Origin of the sequence: Brachybacterium sp. GCM10030267, from assembly GCF_042666875.1 — a bacterium.
Lineage (GTDB): Bacteria > Actinomycetota > Actinomycetes > Actinomycetales > Dermabacteraceae > Brachybacterium.
On sequence record NZ_JBHTCX010000012.1, the window covers coordinates 285951 to 311365 of the forward strand.

Sequence of the window (25415 nt, forward strand, 5' to 3'; positions counted from 1 at the left end):
CTTCCTTCGTCCCATCCGGCGTCCGCCGGAGAGATCCAGGCTAGCGCAGGCGTCCGAATAGCTGCTGGGTGCGCCGTGACAGCCCCCAGAGCGTGACCAGCACCAGAGCCTCCCGGACGATGCGCGGCGACATCTTGCTCGCGCCCTCCATCCGCTCGTCGAAATCGATGGGCACCTCGCAGATCACCGCCCTCTCGTCCCGGGCCCGCCGGGTCATGTCCACCTGGAAGCAGTACCCCTGCGAGGCGATGCGCCCCGCCACGATCCGCTCGAGCAGCTCTGCACGGAAGACCCGGAAACCGGCGGTCGCGTCGTGCACGCCCAGTCCCATCAGCACCCGGACGTAGCGGTTCGCTCCCCGCGAGAGCAGGAGGCGGGTCAGCGGCCAGTCATGGACGCGGCCCCCCGGTACCCAGCGGGACCCGATGGCGAGATCCGCGCCCCGGCGCACGGCCTCCAGCAGCGACGGAAGCTGTTCGGGCCGGTGGGAGGCGTCGGCGTCCATCTCCACCAGCTGCTGATAGCCGCGCTCCAGCCCCCACCGGAAGCCTGCGAGATAGGCGGGGCCGAGTCCCTCCTTGCCCGCTCGGTGGAGCACGTGGACGTGGTCGTCCTCGCGAGCGACGGCGTCGGCCCATTCGCCCGTGCCGTCCGGGGACGAGTCATCGACCACCAGCACATGGGCCGCGGGCACCGCCTCCCGCAGCCGCGCCAGCGTGCCTGGCAGCGCCGTGCGCTCGTCGTAGGTGGGGATCACGACGAGGGTGGGCGGCAGCGGTGCGGTCGATGGCCGCGGGCCCGGATCCGACCCGCGCGGGCTCATCCGTCCCTCCCGCGCCGGCTCCCGCCGCGGCCGCGCGACGGCCCCAGCGCCCGCCGACGGCTCGTGAGCGCGGCGAGGAACCCGGCCGCGCCGAGGGCGGAGATCCCGATGGCTATCCACGGGCCCGCCGCCACGGCGGGGGTGATGCCCGTGCGCAGCGGGACATCAGCGACCACGGAGCCCTGGTCCCAGTGGTCGACGAAGTCGAGCCGGCGGCCCTCCGGCGTGTAGATCGCCGAGTGGCCGACGGTCGAGACGTGGACGACGCTGCGGCCGGAGACGACAGCCATGACCTTCGCCTCGGCGAGCTGCTGTATCGCTTCGTGGGAATCGCCGAACAGGGCGTTGTTGGACTGGACCACGATGACCTCGGCGCCGTCCCGGACGACGTCCCGGACCAGGCCGTCGTAGGCGATCTCGAAGCAGATCAGGACGCCGGCGGTGTCCTGCCCCTGACCGAGGGCCGCCAGGTCCATCGTGCCGACCTCCTCCCCCGGGATCATGTCGCGGGAGACCAGGTTGACCTTGTCGCTGAAGGTCCGGAAGAAGTCGCGGTACGGGATGTACTCCCCGAAGGGGACCGGATGGCGCTTGGAGTACACGTAGGGCGAGGAGCCGTCGGGCGTGTAGAGCACCGACTGGTTCAGGCGCTCGGTCTCGCCGACGGCCGTCTGGGTACCGATGAGGATGGGGGCGTCCGCGGCCGCCGAGGCCTCGGTGAGCTGCTGGGCCAGCGACGGATCCTGCCGCGGGTCGTAGCCGGTGGAGTCCTCGGGCCACACGAGGAGATCGAGCTCGTTCCCGGAGGCCTCCGCCTGGTCGATGGTGTCCTGCGTGACCGAGAGGTGGTTGTCGAAGACGTCCTCCGGCATCGCCAGCGTGGCCGGGTCGATCCGGTCCATCGACCCCTGGATGCCGCCGATCGCCATCGTCGGGCGGTCCGCAGGGGCACGGTTGACGGGGAACGGGACCACCACGGTCGAGAGGATGGCGGCGACGGCGACCGCGAGCGGCCACACGCCGGAGAATCCGACCAGCCCCCGGTGCCGACGTCCCGTCAGCGACAGCGCACCGTGCAGCACCATCTGTCCCAGCAGGGCGACGGTGAAGGCGAGCCCGGGCACCCCGATCCAGGGCCCCAGGTTCAGCAGCGGCGAGTCCTGCAGCGCGAAGGCGCTGGACCCCCACGGAAGTCCTCCCCACGGCACGTGGCTGCGCAGGCCCTCCACGCCCGTCCACAGCGCGGCGACCACGATCGCGGAGGCGACGGTCAGGCCGCGGCGGAGCATCACCGTGCGGGCGAGCAGACCGAAGACGACGATGTAGAGCGCCTCGAAGATGCCCAGTGCGATCCACGGCATGGTGCCCGCGTAGGTGTCCGCCCAGACGGTCAGCGGGATGAAGAAGGCGAGGCCCCAGGCGAACGAGACCAGCGTCGCCACCCAGATCGAACGCACCAGCAGGCCCGCGGACAGCAGCGCGATCGCCACCGGCAGCAGCATCCACATCCCGTAGGGAGGGAAAGCCAGCAGGGCGCAGCCGCCGCCGGCGACGCCGCACACCAGAGCCGCCGGCCACGGCGTGGGGTCGAAGTCGTCGCGAGTGCGCCCCCGGGACGCTGCTGCGGCGGGGGCTCGGGTGGTCGCCGTCATCCCAGGACCTGCTCGAGGCGGTCGTGGACCACGGTGCCACCGACCACCGTGCGCAGGGCGCGGGGCGTTCCCTGGTCCAGGTCCGGCAGCAGCGGGGTGCGCGAGCGCGGGTCCGTGGACCAGGTCTCGACGCGCTCGGCGCGCGACTGCACCGTGAGGTCCCACGGCTCCCAGAGGACGAACGTGGCCTCGATCCCGGTCTGCAGGGATCCGGGATGCCGGCGGCCGGCGACGCGCTGCCCGCCGCGGGTGGCGGCGAGGAAGGCGGCGCGGTCACTGATGCGCTGGGCGGTCGGGCTGTGGCGGGCGGCGGCTCGGACCCAGTCCCAGGGGTCGGCGGCATCGCTGCGTCCCGCGGAGCCGAAGGCCAGTGGGACGCCCGCAGCCAGCAGGTCGAGGTAGTCGGCGCTCTCGGCGACCGGGGCGATGACGCGCACCCCGTCCCGCTCCCCCGTGGGACCGGGCAGGCGCAGCACGATCCCTCGTGCAGCGGCCTCGGCGTCCCCGGTGGGATCCGGCGCCGTGCCGTCCGAGGTCGCCGCGGCGTCGACGAACCCCGGGGTGACCAGACAGCCCGTCGCGTCCACCACGTCGGCGCCGTCGTGGATCCGGCGCGCCGTGTCCTCCGGGCCCGTCCACGCGATCAGTCCGTCCGCCACCAGCATCGCGGCGGCCTCGGGATCCTGGGCGCTGTAGAGGACGATCCCGGTGTAGAGCACGGGAGCGGCACGGTCGGTCGCGGTGCGGTCGTTCTCGGTCACGCGCTCCAGGGTCTCGTGCGCACCTGGGAGAACGCTCATCGATCGATCTCCTGGGCGACCAGCCCGCGTCGCACTCCCTGGATGGCGGCACGCGCGATCGCTCCGAGGCGCTCGTCGGCGGTGAGCTGGTCGAGCAGATCGATGACCTGCCGGCAATGGCGCACGAAGTCCCCGGGAGGCAGATCGCTGCCGTCCAGGGCGGCCGCGAGATGCGCCCCGCGGGCCCATCGGTGCACGATCGCCGCGACCGCCGGATCCGGCGGCGGGGTGGGATCGATGCCGTGGCGCGACTCCGCGCTCTGGAGCTCGGCCGCGATCCGGGCGGAGGCCGCCAGCGCGGCGTCGACCGCGGGATCGTCGATGACCTCCGGGGCCCGGTCGTCCCGGCGGGCCTCATGCACCGCGGCGGAGACCACTGCAGCCAGACCGGCGGGGTCCAGCCCGGTCCAGGCCCCGTGCTCCAGGCATTCCGCGATCAGGAGGTCACGGTCGCTGAACAGCCGCCGCAGCCGCAGCCCACTGGTCGTCGGCCGCAGCGTCTCCTCCCGCGTCTGCCCGAACTCACCGGACTGGTGCGCGTCCCCGCGGTCCGGGGGACTGTCCGCGGCCTCGGGGTGTGCTGGATCGTCGCGGTCCTCCGTCCCGTCCGCGCCCTCGCTCGTCCGTGCCAGGTAGCCCAGCTCGACCAGCAGATCGGCCAGGCGATCGAACTGGCGGGCCAGGGAGCTGGTGCGGCCCTGGATGCGCCGCTGGACGCCCTCGAGGTCGGTGCGGGCCTTCCGCCAGCGACCCACCCAGCGCAGGTGCGAGGCGAGATCCGGGCAGTCGCCGCAGGGGTGCGCGGCCAGCTCCTCCCGCAGCCGGAGCAGGGTCTCATCGGTCGCGGCGGTGGACGGCGGGCGCTCGGCCCGCCGGCGCACTTCCCGGCGGGCGTCATCATCGTGCCCGGCCAGACGCTGACGCAGAGCCGCGGCGGTGTCCTTGCGGACCTTGCCGCTGCCGAGCGCCTCGGGACGGGGCAGACGCAAGCTGTCGATAACCGCCGGCGGGGACTTCACGTCTCCCGGGCGCAGGCTGCGGCGGCGGCCCTCGGTGTCCAGCAGATCGATCTGCGGCCCCCCGAGCACGGAGCGGTCCACGTCCAGGACCACGCCGTAGCCGCGGCGCTTGCCGCCGGGCAGCGCGATGATCTCGCCCCGGCGCAGCCCGCCGAGCACCGAGCGGGTACGGTCCTGCTGCGCCGCGGATCGGGCGCGGGAGAGGGACTTCTCCCGCTCGGCGATGCGCTCCTGGATGCTCGCGTACTCGAGCAGATCGCCGTGATCGCAGGTGATGGCCTCCCGATACGACTCGGCGGTGTCCTCGAGCTCGCGGGCGCGGCGGGCGAGCCCGACCACGGAACGGTCGGCCTGGAACTGGGCGAAGCTCATCTCGAGGCTCTCGCGGGCCCGGGAGAGATCGAACCGGTCCAGCAGGTTGACCGCCATGTTCGGGGTGGGGCGGAACGCGGAGTGCAGCGGGTAGGTGCGCCGTGAGGCCAGGGAGCCGACGGCATCCGCGTCGAACCCGGGTCCGGCGACCACGATGGCGTGGCCCTCGGTGTCGATACCGCGACGGCCGGCACGGCCGGTCAGCTGCGTGTACTCCCCCGGTGTCAGATCGGCGTGCTCGACGCCGTTGAACTTCACCAGCTTCTCAAGGACGACGGAGCGGGCGGGCATGTTGATGCCCAGCGCCAGGGTCTCGGTGGCGAAGACGACCTTGACCAGGCCGCGCGCGAACAGCTCCTCGACCACGGTCTTCAGCAGGGGCAGGATCCCGGCATGATGGGCGGCGTAGCCATCCAGGACGGCGCGCCGGAACGCAGCGATCCCCAGGACCTCCTCGTCCTCGACCCCGATCCCCTCGAGCCGCTCATCGAGGACGGCGCGGATCTCGCGGCGCTCCTCGTCGTCGGTCAGCCGCAGCCGGGCCCTCGCGCACTGCTGGACCGCGCCCTCGCAGCCCGCGCGGGAGAAGATGAACAGGATCGCCGGCAGCAGTGCGGCGTCGTCGAGCAGGCTGATGATCTCGGGGCGTCGCAGCGGACGCGGGATGCCGCCGTACCCGCGATCAGCGCCACCTGCGCTGTCGCGTCCGCCGCGGTTGCCTTCGCGTCCGCCGCCTCGGGGGCCGCCGCGATCGCCGCGGCCGCCGCGCTTGTGCGGGGGCCGGTGCTGACCGGACCCGCGGGGACGATGCCTCCCGCGCGTGCCCTTGCGTCCGCTCGGTGATCGGCCGCGGCCGCCTCCGGAGCGTTCGTCCACCGGCAGCGAGAACGAGGTGACGCGCTCGATCTCCGGGTTCACCTGGCGCTGCCCGCGAGCGCCGGGACCGTGGGAGACGACCGGCCTGCCCTCGGAGTCGACGAAGAGGTCCAGCAGTTCGTCACCGATCACCACGTGCTGCCACAGCGGGACGGGCCGGGTCTCGGAGACGACGATCTCGGTGGTGCCGCGGACCTCCTGCAGCCAGGCGCCGAACTCCTCGGCGTTGGAGACCGTGGCTGAGAGGGCGACCAGCTGCACCGAGGGATCGAGGTGGATGATCACCTCTTCCCACACCGGCCCGCGCAGGCGGTCGGCGAGGTAGTGGACCTCGTCCATCACCACGAAGCCCAGATCCTCCAGGAGCGAGGAGTCCGCGTACAGCATGTTGCGCAGCACCTCGGTCGTCATCACCACGACATCGGCGTCGGGCCGGATCGAGGTGTCGCCCGTGAGCAGCCCCACCCGCTCGTGGCCGAGCCAGTCGACCAGCTCGCCGAACTTCTGGTTCGACAGCGCCTTGATCGGAGCGGTGTAGAACACCTTGCGCCCGCGGGCGATCGCGAGGTGCACGGCGAACTCGCCGACGACGGTCTTGCCGGCGCCGGTCGGAGCGGCCACCAGCACAGAGCTGCCATCCTCCAGGACCCGGCAGCCCTCTAGCTGGAAGTCGTCGAGGTCGAAGGGGTACCGGCGGGTGAAAGCACCGAGTTCGGAGGCGGCGAGCCTCTTCTCGGCCGCCCACCTCGCGTACTGCTCCGATGGCGAGGGCTGCTGCGACGGCGTGGGCGCGCCGGCCGGAGCCGGTGCCCCGTCCTGCGGAGCCGGTGAACTCGGGCTGTGGGGCTGATTCGGTGAGGTCACGAGATTCCTTCGCCGGTGCTCGCCTCCCCGGCGCGCGAGGCCGAGAGGTCGGCGAGCAGTCGCACGGCACCGGGCAGCACCCGGGCCGTGATGGGCAGCAGGGAGCGGGGCTCACCGTCGGCATAGGCGCGCAGCGCGCGCCCATGGCGGAGCCCGATCGTCACGTCGCGGACCGGGCGGATCCCCACCCCGTCGAGCGACGTGTGGGTGCCCCGGAAGACGCGGGGGAAGAAGCGCAGGAGATCGGCGCGGCCGAGTCCCTCGATGGTGAGCAGCTCCAGGGACCCGTCGTCGACGCGGGCCTCGGGCACCATCTGCATCCCCCCACCGTAGACGCCCGTGTTGCAGAGCGTGAGGACGGTGGCATCCAGAGCCGTGCGCTCGCCTCCGTCGACCTCGAGCCAGTACGGGAACGGCTTGAACGCGGAGAACTCGCGCATCACGGCCGTGGTGTACCGCACGGTGTGCCCGCGCTTGGAACCGTTGGCCCGCGCGTTGACCAGGGCGTCGAAACCGAGGTTGACGTTGCCCAGAGCCAGCGAGCGATGCGGCAGCGCGTGCTCCCCGGCGGCGACGATCTCGATCGCGTCGATCGCGACCACCGGCCGGGACAGGGCGTGCAGCAGCGCTCGCGTGGACTCCTCGGGATCATTGGCAGGCAGCCCCAGCGCGCGGGCGAAGTCGTTCCCGCTCCCGGCGGGGACGATGCCGAGCCGTACCGGGCTGCCGGCGACGATCTCCGCACCCAGGGAGACGGTGCCGTCACCTCCGACGACCACGAGCGCCGTGAGAGTGTCCCGAACTTCCTCAGCGCGAGCCCGGGCCACATGGGCCGAGGGGCCGGAGAGGTCGACGACCGAGATACCGGCCAGGCGCAGCAGGTGGCCGACCTGCCGTCCCACCCGATGTGCCGCGCCGCGGGCCGCAGTCGGGTTCGAGAGCAGCCCCACCCGGAGTCTGCTCACCGGCCGTCCGCATCATCGAGGTCCGAGGGGCCGTCGATCGGCTCCACCTCATCATCGAGGCGGCTGGCTTCGTCGTCGGCGAGATCCTCGTCCCCGCTGCGCTTGTCCTGGCGGCGGTCGTGGAGGATCGCGATGGCCACAGCACCGAAGAACAGGCTCGCGATCGCGAGCGACATCGCGATCAGTGTGAACGGCTCCGGTGTCGGCACCATGACCGCCGTGAAGCCGAAGCTGAGGAAGATCACCCAGCGCCAGGCCTTGAGCATGGTGCGTCCCCGGAGGATGCCGAGGAAGTTCAGCAGCACCAGCACCACCGGCATCACGAAGGCGATGCCGAAGGCGAGCATGGTCTTGACGAGCATGGCCAGGTACTCGTCGTACTTGATCAGCTGCTGGACTTCTTCTGAGTCGGGCGTGAAGCTGAGCAGGACGGGAACCAGCTGGTTCACGGCCCAGTAGCCGGCGACGCAGCCCAGGAAGAACAGCGGGACCGCGGCCCCGAAGAACCCCATGGCATAGCGGCGCTCGTTCTTGTGCAGGCCCGGCATGACGAACAGCCAGGCCTGGAGCATGATGATCGGTGAGGACAGCAGCAGGCCCGTGTAGGCGGACATCTGCAGACGGACGTTCAATCCCGTGCCCACGCCCTGGAAGTTCAGCTCAGCCTGCATGCCTTGGGCGGCGGCGAGCACGAAGGGCCGTTTCAGCGCTTCGAAGACCCAGGGGAAGACGAACCAGCCGACGATCGAGAGGATCAGGACGGCGACAGCGCTGATCACGAGGCGATTGCGCAGTTCGACCAGATGCTCCCCCAGGGACATCCGTCCTTCGGGATCCTTGGACCGCCGCGCCGCCGTCCGCCCACGTCCCTGCGTATCACTCGCCACGGGTCTGCTTCCTCCCAGCATTCTGGGTCCGGGCGATCACTCGCCCGGACCCGTCAACGTCGTTCAGCGACGAGGTGCTCAGTCGCGACGGTAGGAGTCGTCGTCCTCACGTGCGCGGACGGGCTCGCGATCGGCGCGCTCGGCCTCGTCGCGCGGATCGTACTCGCGGTCCTCGCGCGGACGGCGCTCCTCGCGCTCGCGATCGGCCCGGGAGGAGGCGGTGCGGCGGTCGACGACCTCGTCCTCGTCCTCATCCTCGGCCTTGCCGCGCTCGTCCCCGCGCAGCTCCTCCACCTCGCTCTTGAAGATGCGCATGGACTTGCCCATGTTGCGTGCCAGTCCGGGCAGCTTGTTGGCACCGAACAGAAGGATCACCAGCACGACCAGCAGGATGATCGCCCAGGGATTGCGAAATAGGTTCATGGAATTCCCTTTCAACTGCGCCGCGATGTCGCACGGGCGCACCCATCATCCCACAGCGGACTGGGCACTCGACGAGCCGCTCCGGGGCGGCCCGGCCCACCGCGCGGCGGGTCATCTCAGACTAGCGGCTGCGGCTCGTGGTGGCGGTCGGCTGCGGCCTGCGCCACGGTCACGATCGTGTCTCTCAGATCACGTGGCGAGAGGACCTCCACCGCGCCGGCGGATTCGAGGACGGCGTCGACCAGCGCGGCCCGGACCGGGCGGTCCAGGCGGGCGAAGGTGACGTCGTCCTGTCCGTCGCGCAGCTCGGCGGCATCGAACGACTCGGCCACCCAGCGTCCCGGTGGGTCCAGGCACACCCAGACCTCCCCGTCCACGCGCCCCTCGAGCGCAGGGCCGGTGCTCGGTTCGGCACGCTGCGGCGGGGTCCCGTCCGGCAGGACCTCCACGATGCGGTCCAGACGGAATCGGCGCTCCCCGCCGGCGAGCTCGCACTCGGCGAGCAGATAGGAGCGGGCGCCGTCGGTCTCGATCCGCAGCGGACGGACCCTTCGCACGCTCGTCCCCGCGCGGTCGGCCGAGGAATAGCGGATGGTCAGGCGGCTCTCCTCGGAGTCCTCGTCCGCGCGCAGGGCGCGGTGGACGGCGGCGAGCACCGTCTCCGCCCGGTCGGCGGTGCGCGAGGCCATCTCATCGGAGGCGGCGGCATCGGCCAGTTCGGCGCGGGTCGGCGGCGCCTCGGAGCCGCGCGCGGTCCCGTCGGCGCCGATAGCCCCGGCGTCGGGCACCTCGCCGAGGCCGGCCAGCAGCTTCCGGCGGGCACCGGCGACGATGCTCTCCGCCTGCCCGGCCGACGGTTCGAGGGCGGCGAGGCCTGCCAGCAGTGCCGTGACCTCGACGGCGCTGAGGCGCAGAGCGCGGCGCAGCGGCTCCGCGTTGCGGACGCGGACGGTGCCGTGCTCCCACTCCGCCTCGATGAGGTCCTCCCAGCCGGTGCCCATGTCGCCGCAGACGAACAGCACCTGCAGATCGGTGACCAGCTGCTTCTCCGTGATCCCGAGGGCATCGGCGAGCTCACCGAGGTCGGCCTCCCCGCGGGACATCACATAGGACGCCTCGGAGATCAGCCGGGAGAGCAGATCGTTCCCGGTCGGAGTGGTCCGGATGCGCGGAGCGGGCCGCACGGTCGCGGCGTCGACGGCCGCCGTATCGGGCTCACCCGAATGCGTCTCGGCGATGGCCGAGAGGACTTCGCCCAGTTCGCGGCGCCAGGCGCTGGGCTCGACCAGCTCGACCCAGCGCACATCGCCGAGGACCAGTCTGCGCGCCGCCGGGCGGGGCAGGGCGGGCAGCTCGACGCGCTCCTCGTCCAGGGCCGCTCCGGCACGGTCACGGAGGTCGAGGGCCTTGTACGGGGCCGCGTCCAGCACGGCGACGGACTGATCGTCGCTGTCGTGCATCTTCTCGAGCACGCTGGAGAGGTCCGTGTGCTCGGGTCGGGGCTGCGTGGCCGGGGCGCCCTGCGCCGGGAAGGACTCGATGCGGGAGGCCCGGAACACCCGCGGGGCGGCGCGGTCGAGATCCCAGCCGTGGACGTACCAGTGGCCATCGTGGACACCCACCACCCATGGCTCGACGGTGCGCTCTGCCGGGGCACCGTGGGTGCCGCGATAGACGAATCGCACCGAGCGGGCCGAGGTCACGGCCTCCAACAGCGGTGTGAGCACCGGGAGCGACTCCACGGCGCCGCGCGGGGTGCGTCGCAGCAGATCGGGGTCCGCGTCGTGTCCGAGGCTGAGCAGCTTGGAGCGGACCCGGCGCGCGGCTCCGCCGGCGGCGGCATCGTCCCAGGCACGGCTCGCGGCCAGCAGCACCGTGTACTCCTCGGTGGTGAGGTCGAGGACGGCTCCGGACTCCGCGGCGTCGATCCGGTAGTAGACGGTGTTCTCGTCGAACAGGTCACGGTCGGTCACCAGCGGCAGACCGAGGTCGAGGATCGCCGCCTTGTCGCGCTCGAACATGCGCTCGGCGGCCTGCTCCGACGGGGCCTGGGCGTAATCGGGGATGACGGCGAACAGCTTCGCGCGATCGATGCGCCGGCGGGAGCCGATCGTCATGATCACGTTGAGCATTCTTTCCACACTCTTGGCAGCCACCTGCACAGACTAACCGTCCCCTGGCGCGCGCGGCCCTAAGCTGGGCCCATGCTGCGTTGGGAACGAGGAACGGTGACCGGGGTCCGAACGTCCTGGCACGGGGTCGAACGGCTGCACGTCGAGCTCGACGGCGAGGACGATGAGCCCGCAGGCGGTGAGACGGTCGAGGCGATCGCCTATCCGGAGCTGACCGGAACTCCCGCGCGGGGAGAACGCGTACTGCTGAACACCAATGCGCTCCGTCGTGAGCTCGGAACCGGCGGAGATGCCCTGGTGGTGGCGCGCCTCGACGTGCTGCCGACATCGGCGGAACCGGCCGGGCACATGATCAAGGCCCGGTACACACCGATGCAGACCATGGTCGATGCGATCGACGATCCGGACAGCGAGCACTACGAGACGATCCGGGCGGCGCAGGACATCGAGGGCATGCCCGTGGTGGTGGCGGACCTGCACTCGTCCCTGCCCGCGATCCTCGCCGGCATCCGCGCCCAGCGGCACTCGGCGCGCATCGCGTACGTCCACACCGACGGGGCCGCCCTGCCGGCGGCGTACTCGCGCGCCGCGGCAAGGCTCCGCGAGGCCGGGCTGCTCGCGGCGGTGATCAGTACGGGCCAGTCCTTCGGGGGCGACCTCGAGGCCGTCACGGTGCATTCGGCGCTGCTCGGAGCGCGGCACGTGGTCGCGGCCGACGTGGTGATCGCGGTCCAGGGTCCCGGGAATCTCGGTACCGGCACCGGGTGGGGCTTCTCCGGGATCCAGTCCGCCGAGGCGCTGCATGCGACCGCCGTGCTGGGCGGCACCCCCGTCGCCACGCTGCGGGTTTCCGGAGCCGACCCCCGTCGTCGTCATCGGGGACTCTCCCACCACTCCTCCACCGTGTACGGCCGGGCGACGCTGACCCCGGTGCATCTGCCGCTGCTCGAGCGCAACTATCACAAGTACAACGGTTTTCATGCGTCGGTTCGTGAACAGGTGAAAACGTCGATCATGGAGCCTGCTCGCGCCAGAGGCATCGAGCACCAGCTCGCCGAGGTCGATGCACGAGGTCTGCGGGACGCTCTCGAGGACGTCCCGGTGCGGCTGTCGACGATGGGCCGCTCGCTCGCCGAGGACCCCGAGGCCTTCCGCTATGCGGCGATGGCAGGGCGCTGCGCCGCCTCGCTGATCCCCTAGCCCGAGGGAGCGGATGCCGGGACGCTGTGCGGACGGCACCGGAATCCGAGCCGCTCCCACCGGGGCCGTCCGAACCGGGGTCTTCCGAACCGGGGTCTGCCGGACCGGTTCCGCAGACGTGGCGCACTCAGCCGACGTCGGGGGCCTCTCCACGTTCGCGCACCAGGTCGCGCAGCCGCCGGGCTGCCGCGATGCCGCGCTCACCGTCGTAGCGCTGGATCGCGTTCAGCGCCAGAGTCGTGCCGTCGGCCAGATCGAGGTGCGCCCACGGATCCCCCACCGGGAACCTGATGGCGAGGATCTCGGCCCAGTCCAGCGTGCGTGCCCGGAAGACGTTGCGCACCTCGAGGGAGTCCGGCCCGGCGATCAGCCGCACCGACGCCTCGAGGTGGCAGAAGAGGAGGATCAGCACGCCCACGGCCACCAGGCCGAGGCGGCCACCGAGCAGGAGACCGGGGATGACGACCGCACCTGCCACTGTCCCGCCGAGCACGACCACTCCCGTGATGTACCCGGCGATACGCACCATCCGCGGCCGGATCACGACGGTCGCCGGCTCCCGGCCGATGGGATGCTCCGGCTCCCTCGGATCCATGGTTCTCAGATACGGCAGGCCTGGATCGCCGTGACCAGGATCGCCCGGGCGCCGACGTCGTAGAGGTCGTCCATCATCCGGTGGGCGGCCTTGCGCTCGACCATCGCCCGCACGGCGTGCCACTCTCCCCCGTGCAGCGGGGAGACCGTCGGCGACTGGAAGCCGGGGGTGATCTGTACGGCCTTCTCCATCAGGGCGGTGGGGATGTCGTAGTCCAGCATCACGTGCTCACGGGCCACCAGCACCCCGCGGATGCGGCGCTCGAGGACCTCGAGGGAGTGGGCCGCGGTCTCCTCCAGCTCCATCCCGGGCCGGGAGAACAGAACCGCCTGGCTGGTCATGATCGGTTCTCCGAAGGGTTCGAGCCCTGCCTGACGCAGCGTCGTGCCGGTCTCGACGACGTCGGCGATCACATCGGCCACGCCCAGGCGGATCGAGGACTCGACGGCTCCGTCGAGGTGGACCACCTCGGCGTTGATGCCCCGTTCGGCCAGGTAGTCGCCGACGAGGTTCTCGTAGCTGGTGGCGATCCGGGCGCCCTCGAGGCTCGCCACGTCCTCGCGCGTCCCGATCGGGGCCGCGAAGCGGAACGTGGAGCCGGCGAAGCCGAGCGGCAGGATCTCCTGCGCGGGAGTGCGGGAATCCAGCAGCATGTCCTGGCCGGTGATGCCGACGTCCACGGTGCCGGAGCCGACGTAGACCGCGATGTCCCGGGGGCGCAGATGGAACAGCTCGACGTCGTTGTCCTCGTCGAGGACGACGAGCTCCTTGGCCATGCCGCGGCGGCGGTAGCCGGCCTCCTGCAGCAGATCAGCGGCGGGCTCTGACAGAGCGCCCTTGTTGGGAACAGCGATGCGCAGCACGGATACTCCTTCGCCGCCTCGGGGCGGCGCACGGAACGGGGACGGATGGTGGTCAGGGGTGGAGAGGGGCGATGCTGACGTGCGGGCGAGGCGCGTGGGACCCGGCGACCGCGGGGCCCGACGGTCTCGCCGTCGGATCTCGGATCAGAGCCGGCCGTAGACGTCCTCGAGGGTGATGCCCTTGGCGACCATCATCACCTGCAGGTGGTAGATCAGCTGGCTGATCTCGGTGGCCGCGTCGTCATGGGTCTCATGCTCGCAGGCCATCCATACCTCGGCCGCTTCCTCGACGATCTTCTTGCCGATCCCATGGACCCCCGAGTCCAGTTCGCGGACGGTGCCCGACCCCTCGGGTCGGGTGCGGGCCTTCTCGGTGAGCTCGGCGAACAACGCCTCGAAATCCTTCACGGGGCGTAGCTTACGCGTCATGACGGGGAGGTCGCTCATTCCTGGCGGACCGTCGGATCCAGGTGGGCGGTCTCGACGGTGACCCGTTCGTCGTGCTCGCGCCGGTTGCGCACCCGCCACCAGACGAAGAACCCCGTCAGCGTGAACACGCCGTAGAAGAGGTACATCAGGGCGCTGGCGTAGTAGCCCGCACTGACCAGCAGGGGGACGCCGACGATGTCGACGGCCACCCAGATCAGCCAGAACTCGACCCAGCCCTTGGCCATCCCGAAGGTGGCCAGGAGGCTGCCCACGAAGATCCACGCGTCGGCCCAGACGGGCTCGTAGGAGCCCAGGGCGCGAAAGATCGGGGTGAGCCCGGCGGTGCCGCCGACCATGGCGACGAGCAGGAGGATGCGGGTCCGCCAGGAGGCCCACTCGGGCTCGACGGCGGTGCCGCCCTCGTGCCGAGCCTGCCGCCAGCGGACCCAGCCGTAGATGCTGGTGGCGATGAACATCACCTGGCGGCCGGCCTGGCCGAGCAGATCCACGGTCCCGGCGCTGCCGAACAGGGAGCCCAGGAACACCGTCAGCAGCAGCGCGTTGCCGGCGATGCCGATGGGCCAGGCCCAGACCTTGCGGCGCATGCCACCGAGCGCGCTGAGCAGGCCGAAGAGGTTGCCGAGCACCTCGCGCCAGAGGATGAACTGCCCGCCCGCGAACTCGAGTCGCGCGTCGAAGAGCCACTGCAGAAGATCCATGCCGGTCCTTTCTCCGCCGATGCAGTGGCTCCGGGGGAAAAGGGGTTCCGGCAGGCCGCCGGGAGGCGCCAGGGCGCGCCGGCGACATGCAGGACGTGCGCCTCTCATCCAGGCTGTACTGTCGGTGCCGGAATTCCACCGGCTCCACCGCCGAAGCGGGTCGCGGACTGTCACCGCCGGCTCGGACTTTCACCGACCCCGGAGCACGTCACTGGTCGTGACGGGACAATGCTAGCCGCCTCGCGTCGTGACCCGGCGGGCCCGTGGCCGAGTGTGGCGAACGCCCTCCCGCCGGGGCAGCGGGCACCGGTCGACCCCGACGATTCGGGGGCTGAGCCCCCGATCGCTCGGGCTCCTATGTCCCGGACTTCATGAGCCCCGGTGAGCGGCGTGCGGGCCTCAGTGACCCCCGTGGCCTCGCGCCAGCTCCCGCAGGGCCGTGATCTCCTCGGCGGCGTCCTGGGCCTTGTAGATCGCGGAGCCGGCGACGAACACGTTCGCTCCGGCCTCGGCGCATCGTTCGATGGTCTCGCGGCTGACCCCGCCGTCGACCTGGATGGACACCTCGAGGTTGGCCTCGCTGATCGCGCCGCGGGCGCGGCGGATCTTGGGCAGCATCGTCTCCAGGAAGCTCTGCCCGCCGAATCCGGGTTCGACGGTCATGATCAGCAGCATGTCGAACTCGCCGATGACGTCCAGCAGCGGTTCCACCGCGGTGGCCGGGCGCAGCGCCACGCCGACGGCGGTGTTCTTGCGGCGCAGTTCGCGGGCCAGCTTGATCGGCGCCTTGGCGGCCTCGAGATGGAAGGTGACCGAATCTGCGCCGGCCTCGGCGAAGGCGGGAGCCTGGCGGTCGGCGTCCTCGATCATCAGGTGAGCGTCCACGGGGATGTCGCTGCGTCCCACGATCTGCTCGACGACGCTGGGGCCGAAGGTCAGGTTGGGCACGAAGTGGTTGTCCATCACGTCCACGTGGACGCTGTCGGCGCTGGCGATCTTGTCCAGCTCGGTGCCGATGCTCATCAGGTCCGCGTTGAGGATGCTGGGGTGGATGTACTGGCCATCGGTCGAGTACGGGGAGTTCATGAGGGCGAGGTTCCTTCCGCGAGGGGGATCGGGTGCTTGCGCAGCAGGGAGATGTACATGGCGTCGGTGCCGTGCACGTGGGGCCAGAGCTGCACGGCGGGCCCCTCCCCGAGGTCCACCTCGTGGGCCTTGGCCGGTTGGATCGCGGCGCGCACGGCGTCTCGGGCATCGAGCTGCTCGACATCCTCACGTTGGGACAGGACGTCGGTGACCACGAGTCGGGTCTCGGCGAGGTGCGGGGAGCACGTCACGTAGGCGACGACGCCTCCGGGCGCGGTGGCGTCCAGCGCGGAGGTCAGCAGGTCGCGCTGGAGCACGCCGAGGTGGCCGATGTCCCCGGGCGTGCGGCGCCAGCGGGACTCGGGGCGGCGGCGCAGGGCGCCCAGACCCGAGCACGGCACGTCGACCAGGACCCGGGAGAAGTGCCCGGGCAGTTCCGCACCGATCTCAGTGCCGTCGGCGGTGCGGGTGGTGATCTCGCAGCCGGCCTCCTGCAGGGGCGCGATGGAGCGGTCGACGAGTTCGGTGCGGTGGGGCTGGACCTCGACCGCGAGCAGGTCGGCATCGTGGTCGATGGTCAGCCCGCCCAGCAGGGCCGTCTTCCCTCCGGGGCCCGCGCACAGGTCCAGCCAGTGCACGTCGTCCGCACGGACGAGATCGTCCGCACCGAGGGCGAGGGCGAGCGCTGCGAGCTGGCTGCCCTCGTCCTGGACGGCGACCCGGCCCTGCTTGACCGGGTCGATGCCGCCGGGGTCCCCCGACGGCCAGGAGGCGGCGAAGATGCTGAGCTCGCCGGCGCTCGCGCCGTGGTCGATGAGTTCGTCGAGATCGATGAGGCCGGGGCGCATGACCAGGGACACTGCTGGAGCGGCGTTCTGGGCGGCCAGCAGCTCATCGATCTCGGACCGGTCGCGACCGTTGCCCGCGAGGGCGTCGGTGAGCGCCCGCACCACCCAACGGGGGTGGGAGTGGACCATGGCGAGATGACCGGTCAGGTCACGCTCGCGATCTGGAGCGACCTCGGCGATCCACTCCTCCAGGGGCTTCTCCCCCACCCGGCGCAGGATCGCGTTGACGAAGCTCGCGGCGCCGGCGCCCACCTCCGAGCGGGCCAGTGCCACGGTCTCGGAGGTGGCGGCATGCGGGGCGACGGTCATGTCCAGCAGCTGATAGGCGCCCAGGCGCAGCACGTCCAGCAGTGCAGGGTCGACGTCGTCCAGCGGGCGGTCGATGCAGGCGGCGAGGATCGCGTCCAGGCGACCCTGGGCGCGCAGGGAGCCGTAGAAGAGCTCGGTGGTGAAGGCGGCATCGCGACCGGAGAGCCGATTGCTGCGCAGCAGGCGCGGAAGGACGAGGTTCGCGTACGAGTCCTCCTCGCGGACCAGGCGCAGCCCTTCGTAGGCCACCTGCCGAGAACCGGTGGCGCGGCGACCGCGCTCGGAGGGCCGTGAGGAGGACCAGCCACGGCGGGGGCCGCCCTGGCCGCGGGAACCCGAGCGCTCCCGCCCCTTCGCGTCGCGACCGCCGGAGGGGGCCGTCCCGCGCCCCTCCTCCCGGCGGGCCCGGTCATCGCGGCCACCGCTGTCGCGGGCACGAGCGTCTCGGCCACGACCGTCACGGCTGCGGCTGCGGTCGTCGCGACCGGCGTCCCCCCGTCTGCGGCGCTGGTCGTTCATGCCTGCTCCTCGTCGTCGTCCAGATCGTGTGCGAAGACGGCGCTGCCGCCCTCGCCGAGGGCCGCGCCGCGGGCCCAGTCCGCTGCCCGCATCGGCCGCTTCCCTGCCGGAGCGACCGTCGCCAGGGCGACGACGTCCGTGCCGGTGCCCACGAGCACCTGGCGGCGGGTGGTCTCGATCAGGCCCGGCGGCACGGGCGGGTGCTCGGGCGGCGCTTCCAGACCGAGAACCTTCAGGCGGGATCCGGCCAGGACCGTCCAGGCTCCCGGGTGCGGGCTCATGCCGCGGATATGGGCACTGACCTCGTCGGCCGGGCGGGTCCAGTCGATCCGGGCCTCGGCCGTGGTCAGCTTCGCGGCATGCGTGGCCAGCGAGTCGTCCTGCGGGGTGAGGGTCGCGGTGCCGGATTCGAGGGCATCCAGCGCGGACAGCAGCAGATCGGCTCCCTCCTCGGCCATCCGGTTCAGCAGCTCTCCCGAGGTCTCGTACTCGCCGATCGAGGTCCGCGCGGTGGCGATGACGTCGCCGGTATCGAGGCCCTGCTCGAGGCGGAAGACGCTCATACCGGTCTCGCGCTGCCCGGCCAGAACGGCACGCTGGGCCGGGGCGGCGCCGCGCCAGGCCGGGAGCAGGGAGAAGTGGAGGTTCAGCCAGCCGTGGGCAGGGATGGACAGTGCTGCCGGCGGGACCAGGTTCCCGTAGGCCACCACCGGGGCGGCGTCGGGCGCGAGCTCGCGGATCTGCTGCTGGGTGTCCTCGTCGCGGAGCGTCGCAGGGGTCAGCACCGGTACCCCGGCCTCGAGGGCGAGGGACTTCACAGGACTGGGAGTGAGCTTGCGGCCGCGCCCCGCGGGGGCGTCGGCTCGGGTGAGCACCCCGACGACGTCGTGGTGCGAGTCGAGCAGGGTGCGCAGGGAGGGAAGGGCGGCCTCGGGGGTGCCGGCGAAGAGCAGACGCATGATGCCCCGAGTCTACGGGGCCGAGTCCCCGGACCGGCAGCGCTGGATGCGCCTCCCGGACAGGTGCACCCAGCAGGACGAGCGGCCCGCATCCTCGGCGGGCGCCTGCTTAGAGTGGGCATGTGTCGTACCCGGTCCGCGTCGTCCGCTGAGGGACGCCGCCTGATGGATCTGCTGTGAGGGGCGTGGTGTGATGCTCGACGAGCACCGGCCCGGACACCCGGTCGGCAGCCCCGCGTACCGGCGCATGCTCGTGGCTCTGGTGTGCGCGGGCATCGCCACCTTCGCCCAGCTCTACTCCCCGCAGGGAATGCTGCAGCTGATCTCCGCGGATCTCGGCGTCGGCCCCGAACAGGCGGCGCTGACGGTCTCGGCCGCGACCGGCGGCCTCGCTCTGGCCGTGGTGCCCTGGTCCTTCGCGGGAGACCGGATCGGGAGGCTGCGGGCGATGGTCCTCGCGGTGTCCGCGGCCACGACGCTGGCGCTGGTCGCGGCGTGGGCACCCAGCTACGAGCTGGTCCTGGTGCTGCGGCTGCTGGAAGGCGCGGCTCTGGGCGGTATCCCGGCGCTGGCCATGGCGTACCTCTCCGAGGAGGTGGACGAGCAGGCCCGGGCGATCGCGGCGGGCTGGTTCGTGGCGGGAACCACCGTCGGCGGGCTGCTGGGACGCGTGGTCGCCACTCCGATCGCCGATGCGCTGACCTGGAGGGCCGGGATGAGCGCCGTCGCGCTGCTCTCGGCCGCCGCTGCCGCCGCCTTTGTGCTCACGGCCCCGCGGGAACGGCGATTCGTGCCGCCGGACTCCGGGACGGGTTCCCGGCGGTGGGCTCCCCGGGCGGCGCGCCTGACCCGCACGCTGCGCGATCCCGGCCAGCTCGTCCTGTTCGCGTGCGCATTCCTGCTCATGGGTGGCTTCGTCGCGATCTACAACTACCTCGCCTTCCACCTCACCGCGGCGCCGTACCGGGTGTCGGCGGGCGTGGTGGGGCTCGTCTTCCTCGCCTACCTCGGCGGGACCGTCTCCTCCCCCGCCGCCGGGCGTCTGGCCACCCGGTACGGCCGGCTGCCGGTCATGCTCGCGGCGATGGGTGTGATGCTGCTCGGGCTCCTGCTGACCATCGCCGGGCCCCTGCTCCTGGTGCTGGTGGGCCTGCTGGTGATGACAGGCGCCTTCTTCGCGGCGCACTCGATCGCGAGCGGCTGGGCAGGGGCCCGGGCCGAGGGGGCGCGCTCGCAGGCGACGGGACTGTACAACCTCGCCTACTACGCGGGCTCCAGCGTGCTGGGATGGAGCACGGGCCACGTCTACGAGGCGTTCGGGTGGCCCGCCACCGTGGCGGTCGTGGGAGCCGGCGTGATCCTCGCCGCCGCACTGGCGCTGGGAGTGCTGCGCACGCAGGGCGGATGACGCCGGAGCCCTGCGGCCGGAGGGCCGGGACGACGGGCCGCGGCGCCCGCAGCCGGCCGCTGCGGAGTCCGGCGCGCGACCGGCGCGAGATCAGTAGACGAGCCCGAATACCCAGACCGCGAGGGTCATGGTCGCCGCGGTGATCAGCACGATGCCGATCAGGTTCAGCCATACTCCCGCCTTGGCCATCTGCGGGATCTGCACGTATCCCGAGCCGTAGGCGATCGCGTTCGGCGGGGTCGCCACCGGCAGCATGAAGGCCGAGGTGGCGGCCAGCGCCACCGGGATCGCCAGCAGCATCGGGTCGATGCCGATCCCGGTGGCGACCGCGGTGGCCACCGGCAGGAATGTCGCGGCGGTGGCGGTGTTCGAGGTCAGCTCGGTGAGGAAGAGGATGCCGGCGGCGGCGATCACCACGATCAGCACCATGGGCAGTCCGCCGAGCTCCTGGGTGACCTCGCCGATCCAGTCCGTCAGCCCGGAGCTGGTGAACTGGGCGCTGAGGGCGAGACCGCCGCCGAACAGCAGCAGCACGCCCCACGGGAGCTTCACCGCCGCCTCCCAGTCCAGCAGGCGCACCCCGCGGGCCGCTCCGGCCGGGAGCAGGAACAGCAGCAGGGCGACGAGCATGGCGATGCCCGCGTCGCTGATGGGCGGGTCCCCCTCGCTCACCAATCGCCAGATCAGGGGGACGAACACCCAGCTGAGGGCTGCGAGCACGAAGATGGTCAGCACACGGACCTCTCCCGAGGAGATGCTGCCGAGCTTGCGGCGCTCGTCCCGGATCAGCTCCGCCCCGCCGGGGATCTCCGTGATCTCGGGACGGAAGATCACCTTGGTCAGCAGTACCCACGCGATCGCCATGAACACCAGCGCCAGCGGAGCTCCCACGACCATCCACCGGCCGAAGCCGATGGTGACGTCGAAGTCCTGGCTCATGTGCGCGGCGAGCAGGGCATTGGGCGGGGTGCCGATGATGGTGGCCAGCGAACCGATCGAGGCGGAGTAGGCGATGCCGAGCATCAGCGCGGCCCCGAAGTTGGAGCGGACGGCCTTGCTGGCCGTGCCCTCGGCCGACGGGTCGGGATCGACGCCTTCACCCGGCTCCTCGCCCTTGGTCGCGGCGTCCTCGAGGCGGAGCTTGTTCACCAGCAGCAGCACCGAGACCCCGATGGGCAGCATCATCACCGCGGTGGCCGTGTTGGAGACCCACATGGAGATGAATCCGGTCGCGACCATGAAGCCGAGGATGAGCAGCGACGGGCTGGTGCCGATGGCGGCGACGATCGCGAGGGCGATACGTCTGTGCAGGTTCCAGCGCTGCATGGCCAGCGCCAGCATGAAGCCGCCCATGAACAGGAAGACGATGTTGTTCCCGTAGGAGCCGCCGACGTCGTCGAAGCCGACGTCGGTGTTGAGGACGGGGAAGACCACCACCGGCACCAGGGCCGTCGCCGGGATCGGCAGCGCCTCCGTCATCCACCACACGGCCATCAGGACGGCGGTGGCGGCCGTGAGCCGGGCGGCGTGGGGTGCCTCGGCCGGCATGATCAGGTAGATGACCACGGCGGCCACGAGCCCGACGGCGAGACCGAGGCGCCGGACCAGAACGGTGCGGCCCGGCGCGGCCGGCGCCCGCTCCCCCTCGGAGAGATCGTCCCGGTTCCCGTCCCCTTCGGCGTGCTCGGTCTCGACGAGGTCGTCGCGCCCTCCGGGCCTGTCGCGTCTCTCGGGAGTGCCGCTCTCGACGCGTCGGTCCCCTCCGGCACGTGCGTCCTGTCCCTCGGGCCCCTCAGGAGTGCTGGACGTCGTCGGTCCCTCGCGCATGATCTGTGCCCTCCGTCGCCTCGTCGCGATCTCTTCGGTGCGACCGATCACACTACGGGACGTCGGCGGCGGAGGCGAGCAGGCCGGTGCGGGCACCGCCCCGAGGCACGGTCGCGACGCCGACGGGACCGCGCCTCGGGGTCAGAACACGTCGGGCGGATCCAGGCGCACCCGCAGCGACCCGCGAGCCTTGCGGGCCGAGCGCGCGGCCACGCCCGCTCGCAGCGCATCGGCGAGCTCACGGGAGCGGCGCGGGTCCAGACGCACCACGGCCCGGGCACGGCCTGCCGACTCCGGCTCCTCGAGGTCGACGGGGCCGAACACGTCGGTGCCGTCCGGCAGATCCGTGGTCTCCAGGTAGTTGCGGCAGGCGTCCTTGTCACCGACGATCTCGGCGACCCTGCTGAACGGAGGCAGGTCCAGTTCCCGGCGGTCGGCGAGGACGCGGTCGAGGAACACCCGCGAGCGATGGGCGACCAGGTCACGGATCGCAGGCAGTGTGGCGGTGCCGACGACCAGCACGTGCCCGCCCTCGTCCGCGGTGCGCACCAGTGCGATGGCGTTGCGCCAGCGGCGCACGGCCTCGACGTCGGCATCGAAGGCGGCGCGGGCGAGCATGGCGTCGGCGTCCAGGAGCAGTGCGGCGGCAAAGCGACCCGGGGGTGCGGGCTCGGCGCCCGGGGTGGCGACCACGATCCCGTGCTCAGGGACGTTCTCGTCCTCGAGCGCACCATGGGCGCCGCCGGCGACTTTCAGCGGGACGTCGGGAAAGCCGCGGTGGAGCTCCTCGGCGGTGCGGGTGGAACCGATGACCATGGCACGCACCTGGGTGCGGTCGCATTCGGGGCAGCGATACCCGTCCTCGCGGCGCCCGCACACCCGGCAGTGCAGCGGGCCGCTGCGTCCGGTGACCGACAGCGGGGCGGCGCAGTTCGGGCAGTGGGCACGGGTGCCGCAGAAGGTGCAGGCGATGGCCGGTACGTATCCGCTGCGCGGGACCTGGACGAGCACCGGGCCGCGCTCCAGTCCGCGACGGATCACGCGCATCGCCTCCTGGGGCAGCCGGGAGCGCCCGGAGGGGCCCTCCCGTTCGCGGAGGTACTGGTCCATGGCGACGATGTGCGGGCGCACGGCGGTCACGGACGCCGGGAGCGGCTCGAGCCGGGCCAGGTAGCCAGCCTCCGCGAGCGCCTGCAACGGGACCGAGTCGCTGGCCGCCAGGAAGAGCAGGGCGCAGCGCTGCTCGGCGGACCGGCACTGCAGGACGGTGCGGACGTGGGGATACGGGGCGCGGGGCTCCTCGAGCAGGTCGTCGGCCTCGTCCCAGCAGATCGCCAGGGCGAGGTTCGCCACCGGTGCGAAGGCGGCGGAGCGGTTCCCCAGGACCACGCGGGTGGCGCCTCGGAGGATCCGGCGGAACGTGCGGTAGCGCTTCTCGGGGCCCTCGGTGCCCGCCAGGATCTCGTGCTCGATGCCCCTGTCCGCCAGGACCCGGCTGAGCCGGGCGATGTCCCGCTGGTCCGGGGCGATGACGAGGGCTCCCTGATCGGGCCCGAGGTCGGCGATGGCGTCGGCCGCCACGACGGTCCAGGGATCGGCGGCGTCGAGGGTGATGGTGGCACGTGGCACCGGGCCGGTCGGCTGCCCGGCGCGGGAGATCAGAGCGGCCAGGCCGGGGTAGCGATCGCCCGGGCGCGGCGCGGGAGCCCCCGTGTCCGCGCCGTCGCCGGCGTCCTGGCCGGCAGCCTCATCGCCGGCGACGTCCTGGCCGGCATCCTCTCCGTCGGCGTCCTCGCGATCGGAGGCCTCGGTGTGGGCGTCCTCGGAGGCCTGCTCCTGCTGGAGCGCCTTGTCCTCCGCGGCGCGGTCCGCCTTCTCCGCGCGGGCATGGCGCGGCGGGAGGGCCAGGCGCAGCACATCCCCCACCGTGCCCGCGCAGCGCTGGGCGACCTCCTCGCAGACCCGCATCATGGCCGGCGGGACCACGACGTCCTCGGAGACCAGGCGGCGCAGGGGCGCCAGGGGGCGGTCGGTCGACGCCTCGGCGTGCCGCCCCAGCACGATGCCTTCGGTGTCCTTGCCCGAGAAGCGCACCCGTACCCGCATACCGGGCCCGGCTGCGGCGGTATCGGGGGTGACGGCGTACTCGAAGGGACGGTCCAGATGCGGCAGCACGCCCACCAGGCGCACGCTGGCCACGGGAAGCTCGTCGACGACGTCGAAGCCTGCGGTGGTGCGCAGCGTCCCGTCCCGGGGCGCCGATCCGCGTTCCGGGGCGGGAGGTTCGGGGGCGACGGGGGCCGTGAAGAGGCTCTCCTGCTCCCCGAGCGGTCCCCCCGCCGCCGGCGTGGCGGACGTGTTCAGCGCTTGTGCACCGCCACCAGGTCGCACACGAAGATCAGGGACTCGCCGGGGGCGATCACGGGCGGTGCGCCCATGTCGCCGTAGGCGAGCGAGGCGGGGATCTCGAGGCGGCGGCGCCCGCCGACCTTCATGCCCTGGACGCCCTGGTCCCAGCCGGTGATGACCTGGCCGACGCCGAGCTGGAAGCGCAGCGGCTCGCCACGATCCCAGGAGGCGTCGAACTGCTCGCCGGTGGAGTGGGAGACGCCCACATAGTGCACGTCGACTACGTCGCCGCGGGCGGCCTGCTCGCCGTCCCCGACGATCAGTTCACTGCTGACCAGCTCGGTGGGCGCGGGGCCTTCGGGGTGCTCGATCTCGGGCTTGCTGCGATCCATGGGTCCTCCTGGGATGTGCGGAAGGGGCCGTCGTGCGGCCGCCTCCGCCGGGACGGTGTCGGTGTCGTGGGGTCAGTCTGCCTTGTGCGCGGCATCGAGCACGTCGATGACGAACAGGAGGGTCTGTCCGGCGAGCTCGTGCTCGGACTCGCCCTCCTCACCGTAGGCCTCGGCCGGGGGGACCACCAGCATCACCTGGGACCCGACGGGAAGGTCCAGCAGGTTCTCGTCCCAGCCGGGGATCACCTTCTGCATGCCCTGCGGGAAACCGAACGGCGCCCCACGCTCCCACGAGGAGTCGAACTGCTCACCGGAGTCCCAGTTCCATCCCGTGTAGTGCATGGTCAGGTAGTCGCCCTCGCGGGTGGCGTCCCCGGCGCCCTGGATGAGGGTCTCGCGGACGGTCTCGGTGGGTGCCTCGCCCTCGGGCGCGGACTCCAGGGAGGGTGCGCCGTTCTCGTCGAGGCTGACGGCCGGGAAGGTTCCGGAGGGCTCCTGCGCCTCGCCGTCGGCGCGCAGCGGCGAGACGACACGGTCGATGTCGGAGGCCTGGATGAGCGCGTAGGACTGCCCGGACGTCGTGGTCTGCCAGCCGGCCATCGCGACGCGCGAGCCGATCGGGACCGTGGTGAGGAACGCGAACGCCTCGTCACCGAGCGTCTCCGCGGTGACCTGCACGCCATTGGCCGGGGCGCCCTGCCACCAGGATTCGAGCACGTCGCCGGTGCTCGCGTCCGAATAGACGCTGCGCCAGATGATGGTGTCGCCCTCGGCGATCGTCTCGCCGTCCCCGGAGGTGATCAGGGCCGAATCGGGCGCGGTGATCTGCACCGGCGGGGTGAACTCGATCGTGGGCTCCGCCTCGAGGTCGTCGCTGACCGTCACGGCGGACAGGGCCGGGTCGCCGCCGCCGTCGGAGGCCGCCGCGGTGTTCTCGGCATCAGCGCCGTCGTCGGAGCAGGCGGCCACGCCGGCAACCGTGGTCGCAGCGAGAGCGGAGGTCAACAAGGTGCGGCGGCGGATCAAGAGCAGGCCTTTCGGATCGGGAGCCCCGAGCGGGGCACGTGCACCAGGGTACGGGGCGCGCGGCCCCGGATTC

Annotated in this window: 21 protein-coding genes and 1 riboswitch; of the genes, 2 read left to right on the top strand and 19 right to left on the bottom strand. The window is 72.0% G+C overall.

What is annotated here, in order from left to right:
* Positions 1-40: 40 nt before the first annotated feature.
* From ACFQS2_RS12380 to ACFQS2_RS12415, 8 genes are all read right to left on the bottom strand, one after another.
* A complete protein-coding gene (locus tag ACFQS2_RS12380; RefSeq protein ID WP_377793929.1) occupies positions 41-823 on the bottom strand; it encodes a polyprenol monophosphomannose synthase in 783 nt (260 codons plus the stop codon).
* Positions 820-2475, bottom strand: a complete 1656-nt coding sequence (gene lnt / locus ACFQS2_RS12385) for an apolipoprotein N-acyltransferase (RefSeq protein ID WP_377793930.1) — start codon at positions 2473-2475, stop codon at positions 820-822. The genes ACFQS2_RS12380 and lnt overlap by 4 nt, the downstream gene beginning before the upstream one ends.
* The gene (locus ACFQS2_RS12390; RefSeq protein WP_377793931.1) at positions 2472-3275 is read right to left on the bottom strand and encodes a hypothetical protein; all 804 of its coding nucleotides are present in this window, start codon (positions 3273-3275) and stop codon (positions 2472-2474) included. Before ACFQS2_RS12390 ends, lnt begins: the two co-directional genes overlap by 4 nt.
* The gene (locus ACFQS2_RS12395; protein ID WP_377793932.1) at positions 3272-6406 is read right to left on the bottom strand and encodes a DEAD/DEAH box helicase; all 3135 of its coding nucleotides are present in this window, start codon (positions 6404-6406) and stop codon (positions 3272-3274) included. Before ACFQS2_RS12395 ends, ACFQS2_RS12390 begins: the two co-directional genes overlap by 4 nt.
* The gene (locus ACFQS2_RS12400) at positions 6403-7371 is read right to left on the bottom strand and encodes a diacylglycerol/lipid kinase family protein (RefSeq protein WP_377017010.1); all 969 of its coding nucleotides are present in this window, start codon (positions 7369-7371) and stop codon (positions 6403-6405) included. Before ACFQS2_RS12400 ends, ACFQS2_RS12395 begins: the two co-directional genes overlap by 4 nt.
* Positions 7368-8192: a twin-arginine translocase subunit TatC gene (tatC, locus tag ACFQS2_RS12405; RefSeq protein ID WP_377017008.1), complete on the bottom strand. Its 825-nt coding sequence runs from the start codon at positions 8190-8192 to the stop codon at positions 7368-7370. Before tatC ends, ACFQS2_RS12400 begins: the two co-directional genes overlap by 4 nt.
* 144 nt (positions 8193-8336) lie before the next feature.
* A complete protein-coding gene (gene tatA, locus ACFQS2_RS12410; protein ID WP_377017006.1) occupies positions 8337-8681 on the bottom strand; it encodes a Sec-independent protein translocase subunit TatA in 345 nt (114 codons plus the stop codon).
* 116 nt (positions 8682-8797) lie between these two features.
* A complete protein-coding gene (locus tag ACFQS2_RS12415; protein WP_377793933.1) occupies positions 8798-10837 on the bottom strand; it encodes a WYL domain-containing protein in 2040 nt (679 codons plus the stop codon).
* 48 nt (positions 10838-10885) lie between these two features.
* On the opposite strand from ACFQS2_RS12415, the gene ACFQS2_RS12420 reads away from it, so the two are divergent.
* A complete protein-coding gene (locus ACFQS2_RS12420; RefSeq protein ID WP_377793934.1) occupies positions 10886-12013 on the top strand; it encodes a DUF3866 family protein in 1128 nt (375 codons plus the stop codon).
* 127 nt (positions 12014-12140) lie between these two features.
* Here the strand turns inward: ACFQS2_RS12420 and ACFQS2_RS12425 are convergent, their stop codons facing one another.
* The 7 genes from ACFQS2_RS12425 to fmt all read right to left on the bottom strand — a co-directional run bounded on the left by ACFQS2_RS12425 (position 12141) and on the right by fmt (position 18340).
* Positions 12141-12608, bottom strand: coding sequence for a PH domain-containing protein (locus ACFQS2_RS12425; RefSeq protein WP_377017001.1), 468 nt, complete (start codon positions 12606-12608; stop codon positions 12141-12143).
* Positions 12609-12613: 5 nt separating this feature from the next.
* Complete coding sequence (gene hisG / locus ACFQS2_RS12430) at positions 12614-13471, bottom strand: ATP phosphoribosyltransferase (protein WP_377793935.1); 858 nt, start codon at positions 13469-13471, stop codon at positions 12614-12616.
* A gap of 144 nt (positions 13472-13615) precedes the next feature.
* Positions 13616-13879, bottom strand: a complete 264-nt coding sequence (locus ACFQS2_RS12435) for a phosphoribosyl-ATP diphosphatase (protein ID WP_377017272.1) — start codon at positions 13877-13879, stop codon at positions 13616-13618.
* A gap of 35 nt (positions 13880-13914) precedes the next feature.
* Positions 13915-14619: a nicotinamide riboside transporter PnuC gene (pnuC, locus tag ACFQS2_RS12440; RefSeq protein WP_377793936.1), complete on the bottom strand. Its 705-nt coding sequence runs from the start codon at positions 14617-14619 to the stop codon at positions 13915-13917.
* Positions 14620-14711: 92 nt separating this feature from the next.
* Positions 14712-14829: riboswitch (FMN riboswitch) on the bottom strand.
* Between the two features lie 189 nt (positions 14830-15018).
* Positions 15019-15705, bottom strand: coding sequence for a ribulose-phosphate 3-epimerase (rpe, locus tag ACFQS2_RS12445; RefSeq protein WP_377016993.1), 687 nt, complete (start codon positions 15703-15705; stop codon positions 15019-15021).
* Positions 15702-17381 (bottom strand): RsmB/NOP family class I SAM-dependent RNA methyltransferase, encoded by a 1680-nt coding sequence (locus ACFQS2_RS12450; protein WP_377793937.1) that lies wholly within the window; start codon positions 17379-17381, stop codon positions 15702-15704. The genes rpe and ACFQS2_RS12450 overlap by 4 nt, the downstream gene beginning before the upstream one ends.
* A complete protein-coding gene (gene fmt / locus ACFQS2_RS12455) occupies positions 17378-18340 on the bottom strand; it encodes a methionyl-tRNA formyltransferase (RefSeq protein WP_377793938.1) in 963 nt (320 codons plus the stop codon). The genes ACFQS2_RS12450 and fmt overlap by 4 nt, the downstream gene beginning before the upstream one ends.
* A gap of 193 nt (positions 18341-18533) precedes the next feature.
* Between fmt and ACFQS2_RS12460 the strand changes: the two genes are divergently transcribed.
* A complete protein-coding gene (locus ACFQS2_RS12460) occupies positions 18534-19748 on the top strand; it encodes an MFS transporter (RefSeq protein WP_377016987.1) in 1215 nt (404 codons plus the stop codon).
* Positions 19749-19838: 90 nt separating this feature from the next.
* Here ACFQS2_RS12460 and ACFQS2_RS12465 read toward each other — a convergent pair whose 3' ends face one another.
* The 4 genes from ACFQS2_RS12465 to ACFQS2_RS12480 form a co-directional block, all read right to left on the bottom strand.
* On the bottom strand, positions 19839-21575 hold the full coding sequence (locus ACFQS2_RS12465; RefSeq protein WP_377016985.1) for an SLC13 family permease: 1737 nt from the start codon (positions 21573-21575) through the stop codon (positions 19839-19841).
* Positions 21576-21716: 141 nt separating this feature from the next.
* Positions 21717-23816: a primosomal protein N' gene (locus ACFQS2_RS12470; RefSeq protein ID WP_377794175.1), complete on the bottom strand. Its 2100-nt coding sequence runs from the start codon at positions 23814-23816 to the stop codon at positions 21717-21719.
* A gap of 119 nt (positions 23817-23935) precedes the next feature.
* Positions 23936-24316: an FKBP-type peptidyl-prolyl cis-trans isomerase gene (locus ACFQS2_RS12475; protein ID WP_377016983.1), complete on the bottom strand. Its 381-nt coding sequence runs from the start codon at positions 24314-24316 to the stop codon at positions 23936-23938.
* A gap of 72 nt (positions 24317-24388) precedes the next feature.
* Positions 24389-25342: an FKBP-type peptidyl-prolyl cis-trans isomerase gene (locus ACFQS2_RS12480; RefSeq protein WP_377793939.1), complete on the bottom strand. Its 954-nt coding sequence runs from the start codon at positions 25340-25342 to the stop codon at positions 24389-24391.
* Between the last annotated feature and the right edge of the window lie 73 nt (positions 25343-25415).